23 protein-coding genes are annotated in these 21,379 nt (G+C 69.2%); 8 read left to right on the top strand and 15 right to left on the bottom strand.

Annotated elements, in window-relative coordinates:
• From VFX14_19555 to VFX14_19535, 5 genes are all read right to left on the bottom strand, one after another.
• Positions 1-227, bottom strand: a 227-nt coding sequence (locus VFX14_19555) for a hypothetical protein (GenBank protein ID HEU5191891.1), incomplete at its 3' end; no start/stop codon positions are given.
• Between the two features lie 11 nt (positions 228-238).
• On the bottom strand, positions 239-2,545 hold the full coding sequence (locus VFX14_19550) for a CHAT domain-containing protein (protein ID HEU5191890.1): 2,307 nt from the start codon (positions 2,543-2,545) through the stop codon (positions 239-241).
• Between the two features lie 213 nt (positions 2,546-2,758).
• Positions 2,759-3,598, bottom strand: coding sequence for an LLM class F420-dependent oxidoreductase (locus VFX14_19545; GenBank protein ID HEU5191889.1), 840 nt, complete (start codon positions 3,596-3,598; stop codon positions 2,759-2,761).
• A gap of 16 nt (positions 3,599-3,614) precedes the next feature.
• The gene (locus VFX14_19540) at positions 3,615-4,757 is read right to left on the bottom strand and encodes an amidohydrolase family protein (protein ID HEU5191888.1); all 1,143 of its coding nucleotides are present in this window, start codon (positions 4,755-4,757) and stop codon (positions 3,615-3,617) included.
• Between the two features lie 4 nt (positions 4,758-4,761).
• Positions 4,762-5,106, bottom strand: a complete 345-nt coding sequence (locus VFX14_19535; protein ID HEU5191887.1) for a stress response translation initiation inhibitor YciH — start codon at positions 5,104-5,106, stop codon at positions 4,762-4,764.
• Positions 5,107-5,164: 58 nt separating this feature from the next.
• Between VFX14_19535 and VFX14_19530 the strand changes: the two genes are divergently transcribed.
• Genes VFX14_19530 through VFX14_19515 form a run of 4 tightly spaced genes read left to right on the top strand, consistent with a single transcriptional unit; the run spans position 5,165 to position 8,704 of the window.
• On the top strand, positions 5,165-6,274 hold the full coding sequence (locus VFX14_19530) for an enolase C-terminal domain-like protein (GenBank protein HEU5191886.1): 1,110 nt from the start codon (positions 5,165-5,167) through the stop codon (positions 6,272-6,274).
• 14 nt (positions 6,275-6,288) lie between these two features.
• Positions 6,289-7,164 (top strand): hypothetical protein, encoded by an 876-nt coding sequence (locus VFX14_19525; GenBank protein ID HEU5191885.1) that lies wholly within the window; start codon positions 6,289-6,291, stop codon positions 7,162-7,164.
• Positions 7,165-7,172: 8 nt separating this feature from the next.
• Complete coding sequence (locus VFX14_19520; protein HEU5191884.1) at positions 7,173-7,850, top strand: FKBP-type peptidyl-prolyl cis-trans isomerase; 678 nt, start codon at positions 7,173-7,175, stop codon at positions 7,848-7,850.
• 14 nt (positions 7,851-7,864) lie between these two features.
• Positions 7,865-8,704 carry a DNA-formamidopyrimidine glycosylase family protein gene (locus tag VFX14_19515; GenBank protein HEU5191883.1) on the top strand — a complete coding sequence of 280 codons (840 nt, stop codon included), beginning with the start codon at positions 7,865-7,867 and terminating at the stop codon, positions 8,702-8,704.
• A gap of 19 nt (positions 8,705-8,723) precedes the next feature.
• Here the strand turns inward: VFX14_19515 and VFX14_19510 are convergent, their stop codons facing one another.
• The 3 genes from VFX14_19510 to VFX14_19500 are packed head-to-tail and all read right to left on the bottom strand — an operon-like array spanning position 8,724 to position 11,950.
• Positions 8,724-9,686: an MBL fold metallo-hydrolase gene (locus VFX14_19510; GenBank protein ID HEU5191882.1), complete on the bottom strand. Its 963-nt coding sequence runs from the start codon at positions 9,684-9,686 to the stop codon at positions 8,724-8,726.
• A gap of 3 nt (positions 9,687-9,689) precedes the next feature.
• The gene (locus VFX14_19505) at positions 9,690-10,616 is read right to left on the bottom strand and encodes an SMP-30/gluconolactonase/LRE family protein (protein HEU5191881.1); all 927 of its coding nucleotides are present in this window, start codon (positions 10,614-10,616) and stop codon (positions 9,690-9,692) included.
• Positions 10,617-10,618: 2 nt separating this feature from the next.
• Positions 10,619-11,950 (bottom strand): amidohydrolase, encoded by a 1,332-nt coding sequence (locus VFX14_19500; protein HEU5191880.1) that lies wholly within the window; start codon positions 11,948-11,950, stop codon positions 10,619-10,621.
• Between the two features lie 101 nt (positions 11,951-12,051).
• On the opposite strand from VFX14_19500, the gene VFX14_19495 reads away from it, so the two are divergent.
• From VFX14_19495 to VFX14_19480, 4 genes are read left to right on the top strand one after another with little or no spacing between them, the layout of a single operon-like run.
• Positions 12,052-12,954: a cyclase family protein gene (locus VFX14_19495; protein HEU5191879.1), complete on the top strand. Its 903-nt coding sequence runs from the start codon at positions 12,052-12,054 to the stop codon at positions 12,952-12,954.
• Positions 12,955-12,964: 10 nt separating this feature from the next.
• Entirely contained in the window at positions 12,965-13,681 is a 717-nt protein-coding gene (locus VFX14_19490; protein HEU5191878.1) for a thioredoxin family protein, read from the top strand.
• Positions 13,681-14,082, top strand: coding sequence for a carboxymuconolactone decarboxylase family protein (locus tag VFX14_19485; GenBank protein HEU5191877.1), 402 nt, complete (start codon positions 13,681-13,683; stop codon positions 14,080-14,082). Before VFX14_19490 ends, VFX14_19485 begins: the two co-directional genes overlap by 1 nt.
• A 10-nt stretch (positions 14,083-14,092) precedes the next feature.
• Positions 14,093-14,503, top strand: coding sequence for a VOC family protein (locus VFX14_19480; GenBank protein HEU5191876.1), 411 nt, complete (start codon positions 14,093-14,095; stop codon positions 14,501-14,503).
• A gap of 15 nt (positions 14,504-14,518) precedes the next feature.
• Here VFX14_19480 and VFX14_19475 read toward each other — a convergent pair whose 3' ends face one another.
• From VFX14_19475 to VFX14_19445, 7 genes are all read right to left on the bottom strand, one after another.
• The gene (locus tag VFX14_19475) at positions 14,519-15,100 is read right to left on the bottom strand and encodes a PEP-CTERM sorting domain-containing protein (GenBank protein ID HEU5191875.1); all 582 of its coding nucleotides are present in this window, start codon (positions 15,098-15,100) and stop codon (positions 14,519-14,521) included.
• A gap of 203 nt (positions 15,101-15,303) precedes the next feature.
• Entirely contained in the window at positions 15,304-16,032 is a 729-nt protein-coding gene (locus VFX14_19470) for a hypothetical protein (protein ID HEU5191874.1), read from the bottom strand.
• Positions 16,033-16,040: 8 nt separating this feature from the next.
• Positions 16,041-17,057 carry a TIGR03617 family F420-dependent LLM class oxidoreductase gene (locus tag VFX14_19465; GenBank protein HEU5191873.1) on the bottom strand — a complete coding sequence of 339 codons (1,017 nt, stop codon included), beginning with the start codon at positions 17,055-17,057 and terminating at the stop codon, positions 16,041-16,043.
• 17 nt (positions 17,058-17,074) lie between these two features.
• Entirely contained in the window at positions 17,075-17,902 is an 828-nt protein-coding gene (locus tag VFX14_19460; GenBank protein ID HEU5191872.1) for an ABC transporter permease, read from the bottom strand.
• Positions 17,903-17,909: 7 nt separating this feature from the next.
• A complete protein-coding gene (locus tag VFX14_19455; GenBank protein ID HEU5191871.1) occupies positions 17,910-18,860 on the bottom strand; it encodes an ABC transporter permease in 951 nt (316 codons plus the stop codon).
• A gap of 17 nt (positions 18,861-18,877) precedes the next feature.
• Positions 18,878-20,440 carry an ABC transporter substrate-binding protein gene (locus VFX14_19450; protein ID HEU5191870.1) on the bottom strand — a complete coding sequence of 521 codons (1,563 nt, stop codon included), beginning with the start codon at positions 20,438-20,440 and terminating at the stop codon, positions 18,878-18,880.
• Between the two features lie 23 nt (positions 20,441-20,463).
• Entirely contained in the window at positions 20,464-21,378 is a 915-nt protein-coding gene (locus tag VFX14_19445) for a PhzF family phenazine biosynthesis protein (protein ID HEU5191869.1), read from the bottom strand.
• Between the last annotated feature and the right edge of the window lies 1 nt (position 21,379).

The following is a 21,379-nucleotide window of genomic DNA, read 5'->3' as shown; positions in this document are numbered from 1 at the left end:
AGGATGTTGAGGGTGTCCGTGAAGTCGCCCGTCGTGCTCGTCGGGGCCGGCGAGGCCTTGAGAAGCAGCAGAAACCCCTTGGCGCCGTTCGTCACGCCGTTCGCCGTCGATCTCCCATCCAGGGTGGTCGTACCGTCACTGATCGTCACGAAGATCTTCGCCTCGGAGACGGTCGCCGTCCCGAGGAACGCCAGCGTGCACAGCATCATGAGCCAGAGCTTCCGCATGTTCAGTCTCCTCACAGCCAGTTGTTGATGAGCAGGAACGGCGACCAGAATCCGGGGTGCTCGTAACGGGGGTCACTGAGGACCTTGAGCTGAGCGCGCTGGAGCGCCACGCCACGCGACACCGTGGGGTCTTTGAGCTCGCGGTAGAAGTCCGCGATGAGGCCGGCGGACGCCTCGTCGTTGACGCTCCACAGCGTGGCCACTGCGCTGCGGGCGCCCGCCTTGACGGCGACGCCCGCGAGCCCCAGCGCGGCCCGGTCGTCCCCCTCAGCGGTGTCGCACGCGCTGAGGGTCAAGAGCTCGAGGGGTTCGTCTCGGTACTTCAAGACACCGATCAGCCGGTCGAGCCGGTCCATCGTGACCTTGCCGTCGAAGGCGAGGAGGAAGGTCTTGTCGACCTCGCCCCCGAACTCTCCGTGCGAGGCCACGTGGAGGATCGTATACGCGCCCTGCTTCAGCTCCTGGTCGAGACGCGCGACCGAGAACTGCTCGTTCAGCAGCGTCGTGCCCCCGAATACTTCCCGCACGTTGGCGATCTCGCGCTCGACCTCGGGGAGGGGGGCGAACCCCTGGACCGCCTCGGTCACTCCCACCGCCAGGACGCGAAGGCGCTTGCGATCGAGGGGCCGCGGGTCGGTGAGCTTGAGGCCCGGCGTGATGGCGAGCGTGTACTTCGCGATCAGGAACTGCTTGCCGTCGTGGAGCGCCGCCATCGGGATGGTGCGGAGAGTGCCATCCGGCACGAAGACGAGGGTGTCGATCTTCGCGGCAGTCAGCTCTGCCTCCAGGGGCTTCATCAACCAGTCGTAGAGCTGCCGCGAGGGACGAAGGAACTGGCGGGTGGTCCGCCGCTCGAGCAGCTGGCGGAACTGATTGACCTCGCGAGTGAGCCGGGCCTCGCCCACGGGCACCACGAAGCGCCGGAGCCCCGACGGCAGCGTGACGAGCAGCTCGACCCGATCGGGCAGGACGATCGGGTACACGACCGCGGCGGTCGGGGACACCACGTCGAGCTGGGTGATCTTCGACAGCGCGACATCCACGCAGTCGTCGCGGAAGTAGTCGCGCAGCTCGGCGACCTTGAACGACTCCACGATGTCCCGCGCCTCGACGAGAAGGGGCCGGGGATCGCTCTGATCGTTGGCCCGGCGGAGGAGCAGATCGACGAGCTCGAAGTAGAGGGGGCCCACGGACTCGCGGAACGAGGTGGTGGCCGCGTCGTAGCGGACGGTCAGCTCCGGCCGCACCGCCCCGACCTGCTGCACGGCTGCGCGATAGGCGACGAGCGCGTCGTCGGTTGCGCCCATCTTGCGATGCACCCGCGCCACCTGCCACTGCCACCGGTAGAGGGACTCGGGGGCCTGGGCCTGCTGGGCGTCGAACATCGCCTCACGCGTCAGCTGCAGGGCCTCCGGATAGCGTCCCGCGTCCTCGTAGAGCGCGCCGAGATAGCCCGTGGCGTAGGAGCTGGTGCGCCGGTCTCCGATCTGCTCCGCCACGTCCTTGGCCCGGCTCAAGGCCCGCCCGGCGCGCAGCAGCAGCTCGTTGCCCGGATCACGCCCGGCCGCGCGGAGCTCGTGATAGCCCACGCCGACGCTGATGAGCAGCAGCGAGGCGTCGCGGGAAGGGGGCAATGCCTCGGCGGAGGCCAGCACCGCGTCCAGGGCCTGCCGTGCCCCGAGGGCATCGCCGGACAGGCGCAGGGCGCGGGCCAGATTGACCCTGCCGCGCATGGCCTGCGCGGTATCCCCCGTCCGCTCGGCGATCGTCACGCTCTCCCGGTAGGCGGCGACCGCCTCGGCATGCTGCCGTCGAATCGTCAGGAAATTTCCGAGGTCGTTCAGCACGGCGATGGTGAGGGGCGCGTCGCCGCCCTCGCGGGACATCTGGAGGGCGCGGCGCAGCGTGGTCTCGGCGGCGTCCGCCGGTCCCGTGGCGATCAGGATATTGCCGAGGCGCGAGAGGATCCATGGCACGTTCGAGCGATCGGGGGAGCCTTCCGCGACTTTGAGCGCGCGGTCGAGCACGGCGGCGGCCTGTCCGTAGCGCCCCAGCGCGGCCTGGCCCTCGCCCGCGTACACGAGCGCCTGGATCTGACCCGCGCGATCGCCTGCCCGCTCGGCGATGTCGGCGGCCTGCATCCAGCTCTCGATGGCGCGATCGAATGCGCCCTGAGCGTACGCGGCGCGCCCCGCCGCGAGCTGGCCTTGCACATCGACCGACTGTGCCGCGGCGAGTGGCGCGGCGAAGAGAGTCGTAAGGAGGGCAGCGAGCCAGAACAATCGAAACGACAGGAACGGGCCTATGAGGCGATCCACCTTATATCGGTCATGCCGATGAACCCGCCAGAGGAATGCTGAGGCAAGGTCCACAGATACTCCCTCCGAGGGCCAGCGACATTGCCGACCCAAGGGGGACTGTAGAGAACTTCGGCCCGCCGGTCAAGCGGAATTATGCCCTTACTGTTCCAAATAATGTACTTTCTGGAGCTGGAACCATAGTGAATCCAGTGCCCATCAGGATGCCGTTGCTCACTTTCCGATCAGCTTGCTCCACTGATCGAGAAGCGGCAGCACCACGTCCCGCCCGTCCGGGGGCAGACGCAGGATGGCGCGGGTCACGCCCGCCTCCTGGTAGCGGGCGAGGTCGCTTTCGTCCGGCCGCGCCCCGAAGACCGACACCGAGATCGTCTTCATGTCGCGGCCGGCCTTGGCCGCCCGCTCCCGAAGGTCCTTCATCCCATTGATGACCATTTCGGGCGAGCGGCCGCGCGGGAACCAGCCCTCGCAGAAGTCCACCACCCGCTGCAGCGTGTGGCCGGACTCGCCGCCCAGCAGCACCGGCGGGTTCGGCTTCTGCGCGGGCTTGGGCCAGGACCAGATGGGGTCGAAGTCGACGAACTCGCCGTGGTACTGCGCCTCGTCCTTCGACCAGATCTCCTTCATGGCGAGCACCTGCTCGCGGAGCTTCTTGAAGCGCGTCTTGTGCTCGGTGCCGTGATTGTTCATTTCTTCCACGTTCCAGCCGCCGCCGATGCCGAGCTCGAAGCGCCCGCCGGAGAGCGCGTCCAGGCTCGCGACCTCCTTGGCGGTGACGATGGTGTCGCGCTCGATGATGAGGCAGATGCCGGTGCCGACGCGGAGCTTCGTGGTCACCGCCGCCGCCATCATGAGCGAGACGAACGGGTCGTAGGTGTGCGAGTACTCCTTGGGGAGCTGCCCGCCCGCGGGGAAGGGAGTCTTCCGGCTCGTGGGGATGTGCGTGTGCTCCGGGACGAACAGCGACTCGAAGCCGCGCGCCTCCGCGGCCTTGGCGAGCTCGTCGATGCGGATCGCGTAGTCGGTGGCGAAGATGCAGACCCCGATGTTCATGGCTCGCTCCTCTCGCTCAGTTGATGAAGCCGTAGAGCCGGCCCGCGTTCTCGCACACGACCTTTCGCCGTGTGCTCTCCGGCAAATGCCCCAGCTCCTTCTGGATGAACTCCTGGGAGTCGGGCCACACCCCGTCCGGGTGCGGGAAGTCCGAGCCCCACATGATGGTCTCCGGCCCCAGCTCCTCGAGCAGGGCGACGCCGATGCGATCGCTCTGGTAGGTGGCCTTGCACTGGCGACGCCAGTACTCGCTGGGACGCATGGTCAGGTCGAGGTCCTTGAACTGGTCTTCCCACTCGAGGTCCATGCGATCGAGCACGTAGGGGATCCAGCCGATGCCGCTCTCGCCGATGACGAGCTTGAGATTGGGATACCGCTCGAGCACGCCGGCGAAGATCACGCTCATGAGCACGTCGGCCATGTGGAGCTGGAAGCCGGTGATGTGGGTGGCGAAAGCCACGCGCTGCACACGCGGCGGCATGGCCGACCAGTCCGCGCGCTTGGCGCCGATGGTGTGGAAGTGCACGGGCAGGCCCGCGGTGGCCGCGGCGCGCCACACCGGCTCCCACACGGGATCCCAGAGGCGGGGCATGTCGTGGGAGTTGGCGATCTCGATCCCGCGCGCGACGCCACGCTTGGCCACGCGCTCGATCTCCGTCACCGCGGCCTCGATGGAGAGGCTCGGGATGCAGGCGAGGCCCGCGTAGCGATCCGGATGGCTGGCGCAGAAGCCGGCGAGCCATTCGTTGTAGATGCGCATCATCTCGACCGCCGCCTCGGGATCCTGGAGGCGGTCGCTCGTGCCGAGGATGCCGTAGAGCACCTCGGCCTGCACGCCGTCCCGCGCCTGATCGCGCAAGCGTAGGTCCGGATCGGTGAGACGCCGGATCCCGCGCCTGCCGTCATCGTAAAGACCGGTAGACGCCATGCGATCCGAGCGGTGGATCTGGCCGGGCACGTATTCGCGTCCGGCCGAGCCCATCCCGTTCACCAAGCCGAACTGGCTGCCCTTCTTCGAAACCCAGATCGGGCCCTTGGGCCCGTCGGTCACGAAGGGCATGCGCTCACGCATCGCCGCCGAGGCCTGGCTGGTGAAGAGATCGGGCGGCAGCCACGGCAGATCGACGTGGCAGTCGGCGGAGATGACGCGATAGTCCATGGCTCTATCCTCCGGCGAGCTTGACGGTGTGCCCGAGGGCGCGCAGCTTCTCGGCGATGCGCTCCCGGTGATCGCCCTGGATCTCGACGACGCCGTCCTTCACGGCGCCGCCCGCGCCGCAGAGGCGCTTGAGCTCGGCGGCGAGCGCGTCGAGGGCGGCGCCGCGCGCGCGCAGACCGTGAATCACCGTGACGACCTTACCGCCGCGGTTGCCTCGGTCGCGCGCGATGCGCACGATGCCGTCGTCGGGCGGCCGGTGGCCGGCGGCGGGCGGGACGGGACGCGGCGCGGGCGGCGCGCTCGGCACGCGCCCTCCGTCGGTGGAGTAGACCGGACGGCTCCGCGTCATGGCGCGTAGTCTAGCAGCATTCTGGTGTACCCTGGGGCCGGGGAGGGGCCCCGCCGAGATGAAGATCAGCGATGTCACGCTCACCCTGTTCGGCTGGAGCGGCATCCCGGCCACCCAGTACGGACGCCACACCGGAACATTCGCGGGCAAGAGCGAGCTCGGCCTCCTCACCGTGCGCACGGACGACGGCGTGGTCGGCCACGCCTTCCTCGGCTCGGCGATGCGCGGCGCGCGCTTCGACGCGGACTCGCTGATCTACTACTTGAAGCCCCTGGTGATGGGCCAGGACCCGCTCGAGCGCGAGCGGCTCTGGCACGCCCTGTGGAGCCGGCACCGCAACACCACGCTGCGGGCCATCGGCGCGGTGGACGTGGCGCTCTGGGACATCGCCGGCAAGGTGGCGGGCCTACCCATTCACCGGCTGCTCGGTTCCTACCGCGAGTCCATCCCCGCATACGCGAGCTCGGCGGTGCTGTCCTCGCCGGAGGCCTACGCGGACGAGGCCGCGCGCTTCAAGGCGGAGGGCTGGCGCGCGTACAAGATCCATCCGCCCACCGATCCCGACACCGACATCAAAGTCTGTCGCGCGGTCCGCACGGCGGTGGGCGACGAGTTCACGGTGATGCTCGACTCGACGTGGGCGTACCAGTACCCCGAGGCGGTGCGGGTGGGGAAGGCCATCGAGGAGCTGGGCTTTCACTGGTACGAGGACCCGCTCGCGGACGACGATCTGTACAACTACGTGAAGCTCAAGCAGCAGCTCCAGATCCCCATCCTCGCCACCGAGTACACGCCCGGCGGCTTCACCGCGCTGGCCCCGTGGATCACCGAGCGGGCCACCGACTACCTGCGCGGCGATCCCGCGGTGAAGGGCGGGATCACCCCGCTCGTCAAGTCGGCGCATCTGGCGGAAGCCTTCCACATGAACTTCGAGGTGCACCACGGCGGCAACTCGCTCAACAACGTGGCCAACCTCCACCTGATCATGGCGATCCGAAATACGGAGTTCTTCGAAGTCCTGTTGCCGGCGGGCGCCCAGAAATACGGGCTCGTGGACGACATCGAGGTGGACCGCGCGGGGCTCGTACACGCGATGAACGGGCCCGGGCTGGGCGCCACCATCGACTTCGCGTTGATCGATCGGCAGAAGATCGCGGTCCTCACGTAAGAGAGGAGACATCCATGCGAGGCGGACACTTCGACCGGACCACCCAGGACGTCGGCAACATCCTGTTCCTCGAGCACGTCAACGTGCGCGTGCCCGACCAGGTGCTCGCCACGCGCTTCTACATCCAGGGGCTCGGCCTCACGCGCGATCCCTACATCATGATCGGGACCGAGAACATGTGGGCCAACGCCGGGCAGTCGCAGTTCCACCTGCCCACCGGCGCGCCCAACGTCTATCCGGGCTACACCGACCTCGTGATGCCGCACCTCGGCGCGCTTCGCGAGCGGCTGGAGGAAGTGAAGCCCAAGCTCGAAGGCACGAAGTTCTCGTTCGCCAACGAGGACAAGCACGTGCTGGTGACGTGTCCGTGGGGGAATCGTTTCCGTTGCTACGCCCCCGCGCCCGAGTTCGGCGACGTGACCCTCGGCATCGCCCGCTTCGAGGTGCCGGTGCGGCCGGGGACGGCGCCGGGCATCGCGCGCTTCTACAAGGAGATCTTCAGCGCGCCGAGCGTCGTCAACGGCAACGGCGAAGGCAAGGCGGCGCGCGTGAAGATCGGGCAGCTCCGGCAGGAGCTGGTATTCCGCGAAACGACGGGCGATATCGCGCCCTACGACGGCCACCACATCGCCGTCTACATCGCCGATTTCTCCGGTCCCCACGCCAAGCTGAAGGAGCGCGGGCTCGTCTCCGAGGAGTCGAGCGACATCCAGTACCGCTTCCAGGAGATCGTGGACGTGGACACCAAGGCGCCGCTCGCCACCATCGAGCACGAGGTGCGGTGCCTCACGCATCCCATGTACTTCCGTCCCCTCGTGAACCGCAATCCCGCCCAGCGCCAGCCGACCTATCAGCGCGGCCGGGACGCGTTCATGCCGGGCATGGTCTAGGCCGCGCGATGCGGACCGCGATCGCGTGCGCGCTCGTCATCCTGCTCGGCGGCGCGCCCGCGCTCGCGCAGGCCCCCGCGCCCTCGCTCAAGACGGAAGACGAGAAGACCCTCTACGCGCTCGGGCTCCTCGTGAGCCGGAGCCTGGCGAACTTCAACCTGAGCGAGGCGGAGCTCGCCACCGTGCTCGCCGGCATCGGCGACGGCGTGCACAAGGTGCCGGAGAAGGTGGATCTGCAGACCTACGGGCCCAAGGTGCAGGCCCTCCACGCCGCGCGCGTGGGGGCGTCCGCGGACACCGAGAAGAAAGCGGGCGAGACGTACCTCGCCAAGGCCGCCACGGAGCAGGGCGCGACTCGCAGCCCCACCGGCCTCGTGATCCAGACCATCAAGCCGGGCACCGGCGCCTCGCCCAAGCCCACCGACACGGTGAAGGTGCACTATCACGGCACGCTCACCGACGGCACCGTGTTCGACAGCTCGGTGGAGCGCAAGGAGCCCGCGACGTTTCCGCTGAACCGGGTGATTCCCTGCTGGACCGAGGGCCTCCAGAAGATGAAGGTGGGCGGCAAGAGCCGCCTCGTCTGCCCGCCCGCGCTCGCCTACGGGGAGCAGGGAGCGCCGCCCAGGATCAAACCCGGCGCCACCCTGGTGTTCGAGGTCGAGCTGCTCGACATCGTCAAGTAGCCGGGCGGCGACTCGTGCCGGAGTTGCCCGAGGTCGAGGCGGCGCGCGTCCTCGCCCAGCGCGTCGCCGCGGGCCGCCGCATCGTTCACGTCAGCTGCTCCGCCGATCCTATCGTCTTCGAAGGCGTGAGCGCGGCCAGTTTCACTCGCGCGCTCGTCGGTCGCCGCGTCAGGGCGGTGCGCCGACGTGGCAAGCACCTCTGGCTGGAGCTGGATCGGCGCCCGTGGCCCACCTTCCACTTCGGCATGGCCGGCGGTTTCCACTCCACCGCGGGGCGGGGCGTGCGCCTGGTCTCCCACGGCAGCGTCGACCGCTTCGCGGAGTGGCCGCCGCGCTTTTCGAAACTCCACCTCCGCTTCGACGACGGCGGCGAGCTCGTGATGACGGACGGGCGCCGGCTGGGTCGGATCCGCCTTCGTCGGGATCCCACCGCCGAGCCGCCCATCAGCCTGCTCGGCTGGGACGCGCTCCACGAGCTGCCGCCGCCCGCGCGCTTTCGCGCCATGGTGCGCGAGCGCAAGGCGCCCATCAAGGCGGTGCTGCTGGATCAGGGCTTCTCCGCCGGCGTGGGCAACTGGATCGCCGACGAGGTGCTCTACCAGGCGAGGATCGCCCCCGGACGCCGCGCGGATACGCTCACCACGCTGGAAGCGGGCCGGCTGCGGACGAAGATCCGCTCGGTGATGAAGACGGCGGTGGGTGCCCGCTCGGACAGCGACCGCTATCCGCGCGGCTGGCTCTTCCATCACCGCTGGGGGAAGAACGCGGACGCGCGCACCGCGCGCGGCGAGCGCATCTGCCATATCACGGTGGGCGGCCGCACCACCGCGTGGGTGCCGGGCGTGCAGCGCTGACCCGCGGGCGACCGACGGCCTAGCGCCCGGCCTTCTTCTCGATGACGAGCCGCTCCTCGGCGCCCTTGCGGAGCGTCTCGAGCTGGCTCGTGAATCCCGCCGGGTCCACGAGCGGATGGGGCTCCCCCGGTCCTCGCGTCTTGAGTCGCTCGGCGGCCTCCGTGAGGCCGTTGCTGAACGGGTGCGTGGTCAGATGCACGGTGATCGGGTCGGTCGGTTGCCGCACGAGCTCGGCGATGCGCGTCACGCTCGCGATGTAGGCTTCCACCTGCTGTGAGTTCTGGATGGCGTTGAGCCCCAGTCCGCCGACGGTGAAGGCGCGGTAGGAGTCGGCGCCGTCCCGGACGTGGAACGAATAGGACGCGGTGCCGAACGTGTGGCCGGGCGTCTCGTACACTCCGAACGTCGCATCGCCGACCCTGATGACGTCGCCGTCCTTCACCACGAGATCCTTGGCGATCATCGTCCACTGACGGGGCGTGCCCTGGGACGCCCGTGCGGACGCGATTCCCTCCTCCCAGCCTCGTTCGGTCATGGCGAAACGAGCGTTCGTCACGCCCTTGAGCCGGTACGCGCCTCCGACGTGATCGAAGTGGCCATGGGTCATCAGGACGTACTTGATGCTCGCCGGATCCACCCCGACCTTGCGGATGTTCGCGATGAGGAGATCCGCGAACGGATCGTGCAGGGTATCGATCAGCACAGCGCCGTCGCTGGTCGTGATGAGCCAGGCCGAGACCCAGCACACTCCCACGTAGTAGACGTTGTCGAACGCCCGATAGGGCTCGACCGTCTGGGCCTTGGGATCGACGAGCCACTGCCCGAGCTCCGGCGGCATCCTGCCCGTGCGCCCGAAGCCTTCGAACGCCGCCGTGATCCTCTTCGAGTTGCAGTCGGTGGGGACCTGGGCGCCGGCCGGCCAGCCCGCGAGCACGGCCAGCAGCAGCATGATGGTTGCCAGCGCGAGGCGCGATCGGCTCATTGGCTACCTCTGATGGACCAGCGGGGCGCCCGGGATCGGGCTCCGCGCGTGAAGGACGTAGTCCTTGCGCACGCTGCCGATGTAGAGGTCGCGGAGGTCCGACCCGCCGAAGCTGACATTGGTGGGCCAATCCATGAGATCGCCGCTCGGGTCTTCGATGATGACCTCGACCTTGCCCACCGGCGTGATCGCGATGACCTTGTTGGCGCGCACCAGCGTGACCCAGAGATTGCCCTCCTGGTCGAAGGCGCAGCCGTCGGTGGCGCCCTGCGTGCCGCGGTTCGCCGGCGTGGGCTCGTCAATGGCGGGGCCGCCGAGCAGCGGGCCGTAGCGCTCCTTCGGGCCCAGCGTCCCGTCGGCGCGGATGGGCAGACGCACCACGTCGCAGCCCACCGTCTGGCACACATAGAGGTGCCGCTCGTCCGGGTCCATCGCGAGACCGTTGGTGAAGTGGAAGCCTTCAGCCATGATCTCGGCCTTGCCGTCGGGCCGCACGCGATAGACGAAGCCGTCGCCCGAGCCCGCGCTGGATCCGGCACGATCCCAGGTGGAGTGGCTGCACCAGACGTTGCCGGCGCGGTCCACCAGGGGATAGTTCGACGCCTTGAGCATTCGCCCCTTGATCTCCGCGCAGAGGACGTCGATGCGGCCGGTTTGCGTGTCCAGGCGCTGCAGCGCTCCCGGATCGGGTGTGTCGATGGCGAAGTTGGCGATGACGATGCGGCCCTCGCGGTCCATGTTGATGCCGTTCGGTTTGCCGCCGGCCTTGCCGACCCGGCGGAGCGTGCCGTCGGGCGTGATCTCGGCGCAGGCGCTCGCCTCGTCCGAGGCCCACACGCGCCCGTCACGCGAGACCACGACGTCCTCCGGACGCTTGAGCCCCACGCCCTTCTTCGTCAGTGCGCTCAACGGGATCATCGCGAGCGGCATCGCTAGCGCCCCTCGTAGACTTCGCGGCGCGCCATCGTCCGCTGCAGCTCGAGATAGCCCTCGCGGGTGAGCGGGCGCTTGGCCTTGCCGAGCACCTCGCGAGCGCCCGCCGCGCCGTCCGCCAGCATGTCCACCACCATGCTCGCGAGTGCCTTGGCCTGGCCCACGTAGGCGAGGTCGGGGTCGGCGATGCGGTAGTCCGCGGCGTGGCCGGTGCCGGCGGCGCCGCCGACGTAGGGATGGAGGCAGGGGATCACCTGGCTCAGATCGCCCATGTCGGTGGAGCCGGTGCGGTGTCCCTGCTGCGTGAAGTGCTCGGCTCCCCACAAGGACTCCGCGGACTCCCGGAAGTAGCGGGCCATCGTGGTGTCGCAGTCGAGGGGCAGGTAGCCCGGGAAGGTCTCGATCTCCACGGTGGCCCCGAGGGCGAGGGCGCCCGCGCGGAGCGCCCGATCGACCTTCGCGTTGGCGTCGAGGATGGCGGGGAGCGTCCGCCCGCGCACGTAGGTCTCGATGCGCGCCTCGGCGGGGATCACGTTCACCTGCGAGCCGCCGGCGGTGAGGATCGGGTGCACGCGGATGGTGTCTTCGTCCCGGAAGGTCTCGCGCAGGGCATTGATCGCCATGAGCCCGATCTGCGCCGCGTAGAGCGCGTTGACCCCGAGGTGCGGCGCGCCGCCGGCGTGCGCGGCCTTGCCGACGAAGCGCGCGAGCTTGCCGACGCGGCCGTTGTTGGACAGCGGCACCGAGGCCTTGCCGTCTTCGGGGCGCGAGGTGAGGTGGATCATCATCGCGAGGTCCACGTCGTCGAAGTGCCCGAGGCGCATGAGCTCGGCCTTGCCGCCCAGGAGCTCCAGCTTGCCCGCTCGCACTTGGCTCACCCGCCACTCGAGATCGCCGCCCTCTTCCGCGGGCACGGCGAAGAACACCGCGCGCCCGGCGAGATGCTCGAAGGCCTTCACGTCGAGCAGCCCCATGGCGGCGCCGAGCATCCCGGCCACCTGCGCGTTGTGGCCGCACGCGTGCGCGGCGCCGGTCTGGGGATCGGCGTCGGGATGGCCGGTGACGCGGAGGGCGTCCAGCTCGCCGAGGATGGCGAACGTCGGGCCGGCGCCGGCGCCGCCCGCCACGTCCGCGCGCACGCCGGTGAACGCGAGGCCGGCGCGCGGCGTCAAGCCCAGCGTCTTGAACGTCTCCTCCACGAGGCACGCGGTCTTGACCTCCTTGAAGCCCAACTCCGGGTTCTTTCGGATCGTTTCACCGATGCGAATGATCTCGGGGGCGCGGCGGTCGATGGCGTCGAGGATGCGGGCTTTGAGCTGATCGCGAGTCATAGTGGGTCCCCTTATAGCACGCTTGACGGGCGCTCGCGGGGCCGCTACTGTCGCTGCGTCATCGCCCGCGCGCGTCGCCCACCTTCACCGAGGAGCCGAGCATGGCCGACATCAAGCTGCCGACCCAGGATCGTGTCGACGCCTACTTCAAGGAGCTAAACAACTGGGGCCGCTGGGGCCATGACGACCAGAAGGGCACGGTGAATCTCATCACGCCGGCCAAGCAGGCGCAGGCCCAGACGCTCATCAAGAAGGGCCGCACCGTGTCGCTCGCGCGCGACATGGGGCCGCAGCCCGTGCTCATGTACCACGCGACGTTTCCCTCCAAGCGAGAGCGGGTGGACGTGGTGCTCGACCGCTTCGACCTCGTCTATCACGGCTTCACCATCACGCACATCGACGCGCTCTGCCACGTGGGCTGGGACGGCGAGATCTACAACGGCCGGCCCTTCGGCGAGAGCCTGAGCGCGGCGGGGGCGACGTGGTGCCCCATCGACGCGCTGTTCGACGGGATCACGACGCGCGGCGTGTTCCTGGACGTGGCCGCCGGCCGCAAGGAAGGCTACGTGACGGTGGGGAAGCCGGTGACGCCCAAGGAGCTGGACGACGTGGCGGCGCGCGCGGGCGTGACGGTGCAGCCCGGCGACGTGGTGGTGGTGCGTAGCGGCAACGAGGGGTTCCTCAAGGCGCATCCCAACTTCGTGTTCCGCGTGGATCCGCACCCCGGCCTCCACGTCTCGTGCCTCGAGTGGTTCCGCGAGAAAGATATCGCGGCCATCTCCTGGGACATGATGGACGAGCGGCCCAGCGGTTATCCCGGCTTCGGCATGAGCGCGCACCTGGCCATCCCGTTCCTCGGCCTGGCCTTGGTCGACAACACCTATCCCGAGCGCCTCGCCAAGGTCTGCGCGGAAGAGGGGCGGAACGAGTTCCTCTTCACCGCCACGCCCCTGCGCATCCTGGGGAGCACTGGGGCGCCCGCGCATCCCATCGCCATCTTCTGAGAGGACAGCCATGGATAGAACCAAGAGCGTGGTGACGCCGGCGCGCTACGCGTCCGGGATGACGTTCCCGCAGTACCTCGCCTACGTGGGCACGCCCGAGAACCTCAAGCGCGAGGGCACCGGCGGCTCGCAGCGCCCCGATAACTCCGCGGCGATCCGCGAATGGTACGAGGGGAGCCGCCTCACCGACACGCAGACCGCGGCGTGGAAGTGGCTCGCCGCCCAGCCAGGCGGCCCTGCGAGGATCCTCGTCCTCTCGGAGGACTGGTCGTCCGACTGCCGGCGCGACGTGCCGATGCTGGCGCGCGTGGCCGAGGCCACCGGCATCGAGCTTCGCATCTTCAACCGCGACGGGCAGACCTTCGGGAAGACCGACAATCCCCTGACGGAGCCCGGGCGGAGCCCGAACGCCGACATCATGGCCGAGTTCATGAACGAGCGGGGCGGGAAGAAGTACCAGTCGATTCCGGTGGTGGTCTTCTACGACAAGGGCCTGAAGTACCTCTACCACTACACCGAGTTCCCCGCGATCTACCACAAGGACCGGATAGTGACGGAGAAGATCCGTGCCCCGCGCCCCGGCGAGACGCCGCAGCAGACGGCGGAGCGGGCGGGGAAGGAGTTCGGCGCCTTCCAGAAGGCCCCGTTCTTCCGGATGTGGGCGGGGGCGGGGATCGATGAGATGGCGAGCGCACTGCACGAACGTCTGGTCATGGGGAGCCTGTGATGCCCGACAGCGAGAACTACAAGAAGGGCCGGGAGATGCGGCGCCAGCTACTGGGCGACGCTTACGTCGAGCGGGTCGCCAAGGGCGCGTACAGCGACCCGATGATGACGAAGTTCATCGACCTCGCCCAGGAGAGCGTGTTCGGCACGATCTGGACGCGTCCGGGCCTGGATCTCAAGACCCGCACGCTGATCACGGTGGTGTCGGATGCCGCCACTGGGCGCGAGCCGGAGCTGGCCATCCATCTCCGGATGGCGCTCCGGCAAGGCTGGACGGAGGACCAGCTCACCGAGACGATCCTCCACCTCATGGGCTACGTGGGCGCGCCGCTCGTCCGCGACGCCATGCTCGTGGCGAAGGAGACGTTTGCCCAGGTGAAGAAGGAAGCGGCGGGCGGGTGAGCGCGGACGCATGACCCTCACCCGCCTCACGCCGATGCTCCACGTGGCCGACGTAGCGCGGAGCCTCGCGTTCTACCGCGACCACCTCGGCTTCATGCTGGTGTCGCCGGAATCGGCGCTGCGCGACTTCCACTGGGCGCATATCCGGCGCGACGGGGTGGATCTCATGCTGACCGGCGGGCTCGAGGGCGGCCCCCTCCGGCGGCCCGGCGCCACCGGCGCGGACTGGCCCGTGATGTTCTACTTCTATCCCGACGACGTCGAGTCACTCCACCGCGCGCTGGGCTCGCGCGGCGTGGACGTCGGGAAGCTCTGCGTCACCGTCTACCGGATGAAGGAGTTCTCCTGCCTCGATCCCGACGGCCACCTGCTCACGTTCGGACAGGAGACGAACGAGCCGCCGACGCCCGACGAGGACTAGGACGAACTGCAGGGCCTAGGCGCGGCGAGCCACTGCCGCCGCGCCCAGGCCGAAACCGAGCAGGATCAGCGAGGCCGGCAGGGGCACCGGCGCCGTCGTGATCGGACCCGGATTGATGTCGCCCGGATCGGGACGATCCTGCAGCGTCAGATCGAGGGTCGCCCATCCGAAATAGTAGTCCCCGCTCGTGCCATCGACGCCGAGCGAGACGTACAGGTGGTTGTCGTCGAGCAGGCTCAGGTCCAGCGTGAGACCGAGGTCGTTTTGCACGTCGCCGGGTGTCGGCACCAGGTCGCCGTCGAGGTGGAGCGTCAGCTTCTCGCTTCCGTCGGCCTTACCCTGGTCGTCGAACAGATTGAGCGTGAGTAGGGCGTCGGTGATGATCTGGTCTGCGCCCACGGCGCCAGAGATATCGAAGTTGAAATCGTAGTGGTCGATCGAGGCTACGCCTCCGTTGCAGGGAGCGGGTGCGTTGGCGCTCAGGCACAGGGGCGCGCCACTTGGCGTATGTGTGAGGGTCACCGCGCCCGCGGCGACCGGGGCCAGGCCGATTAGGCTCGCGATGCCGACTAGCATGACACGACGCATTTTCTGCACGTTGTCCTCCTATTTTTCTTCTCTTCGATTGCTCAGCTTGATCGAGGAGGAGAGCAAGCGCGGTGCCACAGGGTGGGACGATGGAAAGCGTCCTGGGAATGGCTACTTGCGCGTCGCGCAGGGCTTGCGCCGTGGGAATCGTCGAAAGAGCCGACACCTCGGACCCGTCGTGCTACGGGGCGCGTAGCGACGGGCGCGAGAGACTACGCGGCAGGCGCGGCTAGGAGCTTGCCCCAGCCGAGCACGGGCTCCGTCACGCGCGCCGTGCGGAGCAGCCACCAGAGCGTGGCGCTCTGGCTCGTGACGACGGGCTTGCCGAGGACTCGCTCCAGCGGCGTGACAGCATCGGCGGTCGGGAGCCCGGTACCGCTGATGAGCACGGCCTCGGCGCGGCGCGAATCCGCCGCGCGTCCAAGCGCCTCGACGCGCGCCGGCGTCTCCTCGTAGATGTTCGCGACGCCCTCGAGCCGGTGATGGGCCACGATCTCGAGCCCCGCCGCCTCCCAGTAGGCGCGGCCGGCAGTGGCGATGACGTCGGGGTAGGGCGTGGCGAGGGCGATCCGGCGCACGCCGAGATGGGCGAGCGCGGCCAGGATGGCGCGGGCCGCGGTGGTAGCGGGGGCGCGCGCCGTGTCGTGGAGCTGCCGGAGCAGTGGCTCTTCGCGCGTGTAGCCGGTGAGATAGCTCACGCCGGTATGGGCGAGCACGAGCGCGGCGAGCCCGACGTCGGCCAGCGTGCGCGTGGCCGCGGGCACCGAGTCGAGATAGCCGAGCGTGCGCTGCTCCATGGCGGCGGAGGCGCCCGGCGCGCCGTCGCCCAGCGAGGCCATGCGCGCGAAGTGCAGCGTCACCGACGCCGGCGCCATCCGGTAGAGCTCGGGCTCCACGGTCGGGTTGCCCGAGGGCACGAGCACGCCCAGGCGCGCCACCATGCCGGGGCTCAGCCGTTGAACTCGCGGGCGAGGCGCTGCATGCGCGGGTCGTCCAGCGAGGGCGCGAAGGATGGGTAGAGCTGGGTGCGGTCGTAGAGCCCGGCAAAGCGCTCGCGGATCCTGGCGCCGATCTCCGACCACGAGCCGATCACCGCGAAGTCCTCCAGCATCGCGTCGCTGATGAGATCGGCCATGCCCTTCCAGTCGCCCTCGAGCGACTTCGCGTGGAGCCGCGGGGAGAGATCCTCGAGCCCGTGCGCGGCCAGCACCGCCGCGTAGGTGCGCGTGGAGGCGTAGAACGCAATCTGCTGCTTGACCTGCTGCTTCTGCTCCTCGATCTCCGCGCGGCTGTCGCCGATCACGACCATCGTCGAGGCCCGGAAGCCGAAGTCCAGCCGCGAGCGGTTCGAGAGCTCGAGCCCCTCCGACACCGCCGGGTGCAGGATCTCGCGGAGATACCTCGCCGAGTGGAACGAGTGGATGTGCAGCCCGTCTGCGATCTCGCCGGCCAGCTTCGCCATGTAGGGATTCACCCCGGCGAGATAGACGGGAATTCTCGGGTGCTCGATGGGCCCCGGGTCGAAGAACGGCGTCATGAGATTGATCCGGTAGGACTTGCCCTGGAAGTCGAGCGGCGCCTTGTTCTGCCAAGTGTCCCAGATCGCGCGGAGGGCGCCGACCAGCTCGCGCAGCCGCGGCCCCGGCGCCTCCCACTTCACCGCGAAGCGCCGCTCGTTGTGCGCCTTCACCTGCGTCCCGAGCCCCAGCGTGAAGCGGCCGCCCGACGCCTTCTGGAGATCCCAGGCGATGTTGGCCAGCACCATCGGGCTCCGCGCGAACGCGATCGCGATCGCGGTGCCGAGCCCCAGCCGGGAGGTCGTCGTGGCCGCGACCGCGAGCGGGAGGAACGGATCGTGCTTGGTCTCGGCGGACCAGAGCGCCCCGAAGCCCAGCGCCTCCGCCTTCCGAGCGTAGGTCGGGATGTCGCGTAGATCGAAGGAGAGAAAGCCAGTGTCGAGACGCATGGGACGGGTCTCCACGCTCAGGCGGCGCGCGTGCGCGGATCGAGGAGATCGCGCACGGCGTCGCCGACGAGGTTCAGGGCCAGCACGGTGACGAAGATGGCGAGGCCCGGGAGCAGCACCACGTGCGGGCTCAGGATCACGAACTGGCGCCCGGTGGCGAGCATGCTCCCCCAGTCCGCCGTCGGCGGCTGGGTCCCGAGCCCCAGGAACGACAGGCCGGCGGTGGTGAGGATCTTGGCGCCGACGTCGAGGCTGAAGGCCACCACCACCGGGGAGAGGAGATGCGGCGCCACGTGGCGCGCGAGGATGAGCCGGTCGGGGCTTCCGAGCGCCCGCGCCGCCTCCACGAACTCGCGCTCGCGCACGGTGAGCACCACGCCCCGCACTAGCCGCGCGTAGATGGGGAAGCCCACGATGGCGATGGCGATCATGGCGTTCCGCAGGCCGGGGCCGAGCCCGGCCACGATGGCGATGGCGAGCAAGATGAACGGGAACGCCATGAGGATGTCCGTGAAGCGCATGATGAGCGATTCCACCCAGCCGCGATAATAGCCCGCGATGAGGCCCAGGCTCACCCCCAGCACCATCGCCGCGGCGGCGGTGCCGACCCCGGCCAGCAGCGACACGCGCGCGCCCCAGACGAGCCGGCTCAGGAGATCGCGCCCGAACTCGTCGGTGCCGAGCGGGTGCCCGGGGCTGCCCGGCGGCCGGAGGCGGCTCGCGGTCTCCACCGTGTCGGGATCGGCGAGCGGCAGCCACGGTGCGGCGAGGGCGGCCAGCACGGCGAGCGCGATGACCAGGAGGGCGGCCGCGGCGAGGCGGTTCCTGCGGAGGTGACGGCGCATGGCGGGGCTAGTTGTACTTGATGCGCGGATCCAGCCACGCGTAGAGGGTGTCCACGGCGAGGTTCACGAGCACGAAGGACAGCGCGATCACCAAGACACCGCCCTGCACCAAGGGAATGTCGCGGGCGAGGATGCCCTGGACCACCAGGGTGCCCACGCCCGGCCAGGCGAACACGGTCTCGGTGAGGACGGCGCCGCCGAGGAGATAGCCCGCTTGGACGCCTACGACAGTCACAATCGGGATCAGCGCGTTCTTCAGCGCGTGGCGCCACACCACTGGGCGCTCGGCGAGGCCCTTGGCGCGCGCCGTTCGCACGTAGTCCTGCCCCAGCATCTCCAGCATGGCCGCGCGCGTGAGCCGGGCGATGATCGTGATCGAAGCCGCCGCGAGCGTGATCGCGGGCAGCACGAGGTGCGCCAGCAAGTCCCGTAGCCCGCCGCCGCCGTACGGCGCGTACATGCCGGAGGCGGGAAGCCAGCCGAGCCACAGCGAGAAGATCACCATGAGCACGATGCCCAGCCAGAACGTGGGCATGCTGGCGCCAAACAGCGACGCCACGGCGGACAGGCGGTCCAGCAGCGAGTTGGCTCGCCGGGCGGAGGCGATGCCGAGCGCGATTCCGCCCACGGTGGAGAGGAAGAGCGCGGTGCCGGTGAGCAGCAGCGTGGCCTTGAAGCGCTCCAGCACCTCGCCCAGCACCGGCCGCTTCATCCAGAGCGAGCGGCCGAGGTCGCCGCGGGCCACGTGGCCGATCCAGGTGACGTACTGCACGTGCAGCGGCTGATCGAGACCGAGCTGCGAGCGGAGGCGCTCGAGATCTTCCCGGTTGGCGTTGGCGCCCAGCATGATCTCGGCGGGATCGCCGGGGGCCAGGTGCAGCACGAGGAACACGATCGCCGACACCCCGAGCAGCACGGGTCCCAGATGCAGGAGCCGGCGCGCGAGGAAGCGGGCCACCGCCGAGGCGCCGTCCGCTAGCGGAGGCTGACGGTCTCCACGCGGAGGTCGAAGCTCGGGTGGAGCTTGAAACCCTGCACGCGCTTGGAGGTCGCGGCGATCTGGATCTCGTGATCCACGAACACCCACGGCGCGTCCTCCACGAGGATCTTCTGGGCCTCGCGGTAGAGGGCCGCGCGCCTGGCCTGGTCGGTGACCTGCCGCGCGTCGTTGAGGAGCGCGTCGAACTTCTCGTTCTTGTACATGGCGCGGTTCGGGCCGTTGGGCGTCCACTGGCTCGAGTGGAACAGGGGATACATTACCATGTCCGGATCCTCGGAGCCCGCGGCCCAGGACAGCGCGAACAGCTCCTGCTCCTTGGTGCGGAGCTTGGCGATGTAAGCGCCCCACTCCATGGTCTGGAGGGTCACGTTCACGCCCACCGCGCGGAAGTTCGACTGCATCACGATGGCCATGGCCACCGGCGATTGCATGCCCGAGCCCGACTCCGGCACCCACATCGTGGTCGAGAACCCGTTGGGGTAGCCCGCCTCGGCGAGGAGCTTCTTGGCCTTCGCGGGATCGTAGGGATAGGCCTGGAGATTGGGATCGGCGCCCCAGGTGCCGGGCAGCACGGGGCCGCGTGACACCACGCCCGTGCTCTTGAGGACGTCCTTGACGATGGCGTCCTTGTTCACCGCGTAGTTCAGCGCCTGGCGCACGCGCTTGTCGTCCAGCGGCTTCTTGGTGTTGTTGATGCCGAGATACCAGACGTGCGCGCCCACCTGCTTCAGGAGGTTCACCTTGGCGTTGCCCTCGAGCTGGGCCACGAAGTCCGCGGGCACGCCCACGATCAGGTCGAGCGTGCCGGTCAGGAGCTCGGTGAGCCGCGCCTGATCCTCCACGATGGGGCGGTACACCACGCGGTCCACCTTGGGGGCGCCCTTCCAGTACTCGGGGAACTTCTCCAGCACCACCTGCTGCCCGCGCGCCCAGGACCCGTAGCGGAAGGGCCCGGTGCCCACGGGGGCGGAGGCGAAGTCCACGCCCGCTTTCATGGCCGCGGTGGGGCTCACCATGGAGGCCGCCGGGGCGGCCATGACGACGAGGAAGGACGCGCGCGGCTCCTTCAAGATGAAGCGAGCGGTCGTGTCGTCCAGGACCTCGACGGCCTTGACGTTGCCGAAGAAATAGTTGGCGAAGGGGTACTTCCCGAGCTTGGCGGCCGGATGGTCGGCGAGGATCTGGCGCTCGATGGAGAACTTCACCGCGGCGGCATTGAACGGCGTGCCGTCGTGGAACTTCACGCCCCTGCGGAGCTTGAACGTGTACTGGAGCCCGTCGGGCGAGATGGTCCAGGACTCGGCCAGGTTCGGCTCGAGCTTGGTCGTCTCCTCGGCGAACGTGATGAGCGGCTCCACGATGCGGCGGCCGACGCGGTTGGAGTTGAAGTCGGTGACCTGGGCGGGATCGAGGTTCACGGGCTCGGCGACGAGGCCCACGACGAGCGTGCCCGCGGGCTGCGCGATGGCGGAGCCGCCGCCCAGGGCCAGCGCGAGCGGAAGCAGGAGAGCCAGGGCCAGCAGCCGTCGGATCGTCATCGCGAGGTTCCTCCCCTTGTCAGTCACGGCACGCGCAGCCGGCCGTCGATCACCGGCACCACCCCGCCGCCCACCTCGATCTCCGTGAGCGCGCCGCCACGCTCGACGCCGCGGATGTGGAGCCGGCTGTGACGTCCCATCTTCACACCCTGATCGCTCACGATCGAGACCGGACCGCTGGCCTTGACCAGCTTCTGCTTCACCAGATAGGCGCCGAGGGGGCCCGTGGCCGAGCCAGTGGCGGGATCCTCGGGAATGCCCGAGGTGTGCGGCGCGAACATGCGCGAGTGTACGCGCGCCGCGGTCGGATCGGGATCGGGCGCGAAGACGAAGATGCCGACCAGGGGCTGATCACCCAGCGCCTTGATGATCTTCGGCACGTCGAGCAGCGCGCGATCGACGGTGGCGCGGTCGCGCAGCGGCACGAACATGAACCGCGAGCCGGTGGAGCCGGTCTGGATGGGCGCGCCGGGGATGAGATCGGCCTCGGTGAGCCCGAGCGCCGCGGCGATCTCGGCGCGATTGGCCATCTCCGGGCCGAACTCGGGCGGTCCGTGGCGCATCCAGATGAAGGAGGGCTGCTTGGGTTCGCCCTCGAGGGTGACGGGCACCGGGCCGATACCTTCGTCCAGCTTGAATGCCGAGGGCGATCCGGCAACCAGGCCGTGCACCGCCATGACCCACGCGGTGCCCACGGTGGGATGTCCCGCGAACTGAAGCTCCCGCCGGGGCGTGAAGATGCGCACGCGCGCCGCGCAGTCTGGGCGCGTGGGCGGCAGGATGAAGGTCGTCTCGGAGAGGTTCATCTCCATGGCGATGGCCTGCATCTCGCCGTCGGCCAGGCCTCCGCCGTCGAGCACCACCGCGAGGGGATTGCCCCCGAACACGCGGTCGGTGAAGACGTCGACCTGGATGAAGCGATACTCGCGCGCGCTCACC

Source organism: Candidatus Methylomirabilota bacterium (genome assembly GCA_035764725.1).
Lineage (GTDB): Bacteria > Methylomirabilota > Methylomirabilia > Rokubacteriales > CSP1-6 > DASRWT01.
The sequence above is the reverse complement of the archived record's forward strand: the minus strand, read 5'-3'. Positions and strand labels throughout refer to the sequence as shown.

Coding starts and splice junctions, on each gene's coding strand:
- VFX14_19460 (HEU5191872.1), bottom strand. CDS start 17,902: ATGCGCCGTCACCTCCGCAGGAACCGCCTCGCCGCGGCCGCCCTCCTG.
- VFX14_19535 (HEU5191887.1), bottom strand. CDS start 5,106: ATGACGCGGAGCCGTCCGGTCTACTCCACCGACGGAGGGCGCGTGCCG.
- VFX14_19540 (HEU5191888.1), bottom strand. CDS start 4,757: ATGGACTATCGCGTCATCTCCGCCGACTGCCACGTCGATCTGCCGTGG.
- VFX14_19480 (HEU5191876.1), top strand. CDS start 14,093: ATGACCCTCACCCGCCTCACGCCGATGCTCCACGTGGCCGACGTAGCG.
- VFX14_19525 (HEU5191885.1), top strand. CDS start 6,289: ATGCGAGGCGGACACTTCGACCGGACCACCCAGGACGTCGGCAACATC.
- VFX14_19500 (HEU5191880.1), bottom strand. CDS start 11,950: ATGACTCGCGATCAGCTCAAAGCCCGCATCCTCGACGCCATCGACCGC.
- VFX14_19490 (HEU5191878.1), top strand. CDS start 12,965: ATGGATAGAACCAAGAGCGTGGTGACGCCGGCGCGCTACGCGTCCGGG.
- VFX14_19510 (HEU5191882.1), bottom strand. CDS start 9,686: ATGAGCCGATCGCGCCTCGCGCTGGCAACCATCATGCTGCTGCTGGCC.
- VFX14_19450 (HEU5191870.1), bottom strand. CDS start 20,440: ATGACGATCCGACGGCTGCTGGCCCTGGCTCTCCTGCTTCCGCTCGCG.
- VFX14_19545 (HEU5191889.1), bottom strand. CDS start 3,598: ATGAACATCGGGGTCTGCATCTTCGCCACCGACTACGCGATCCGCATC.
- VFX14_19470 (HEU5191874.1), bottom strand. CDS start 16,032: ATGGTGGCGCGCCTGGGCGTGCTCGTGCCCTCGGGCAACCCGACCGTG.
- VFX14_19495 (HEU5191879.1), top strand. CDS start 12,052: ATGGCCGACATCAAGCTGCCGACCCAGGATCGTGTCGACGCCTACTTC.
- VFX14_19465 (HEU5191873.1), bottom strand. CDS start 17,057: ATGCGTCTCGACACTGGCTTTCTCTCCTTCGATCTACGCGACATCCCG.
- VFX14_19485 (HEU5191877.1), top strand. CDS start 13,681: ATGCCCGACAGCGAGAACTACAAGAAGGGCCGGGAGATGCGGCGCCAG.
- VFX14_19520 (HEU5191884.1), top strand. CDS start 7,173: ATGCGGACCGCGATCGCGTGCGCGCTCGTCATCCTGCTCGGCGGCGCG.
- VFX14_19530 (HEU5191886.1), top strand. CDS start 5,165: ATGAAGATCAGCGATGTCACGCTCACCCTGTTCGGCTGGAGCGGCATC.
- VFX14_19505 (HEU5191881.1), bottom strand. CDS start 10,616: ATGCCGCTCGCGATGATCCCGTTGAGCGCACTGACGAAGAAGGGCGTG.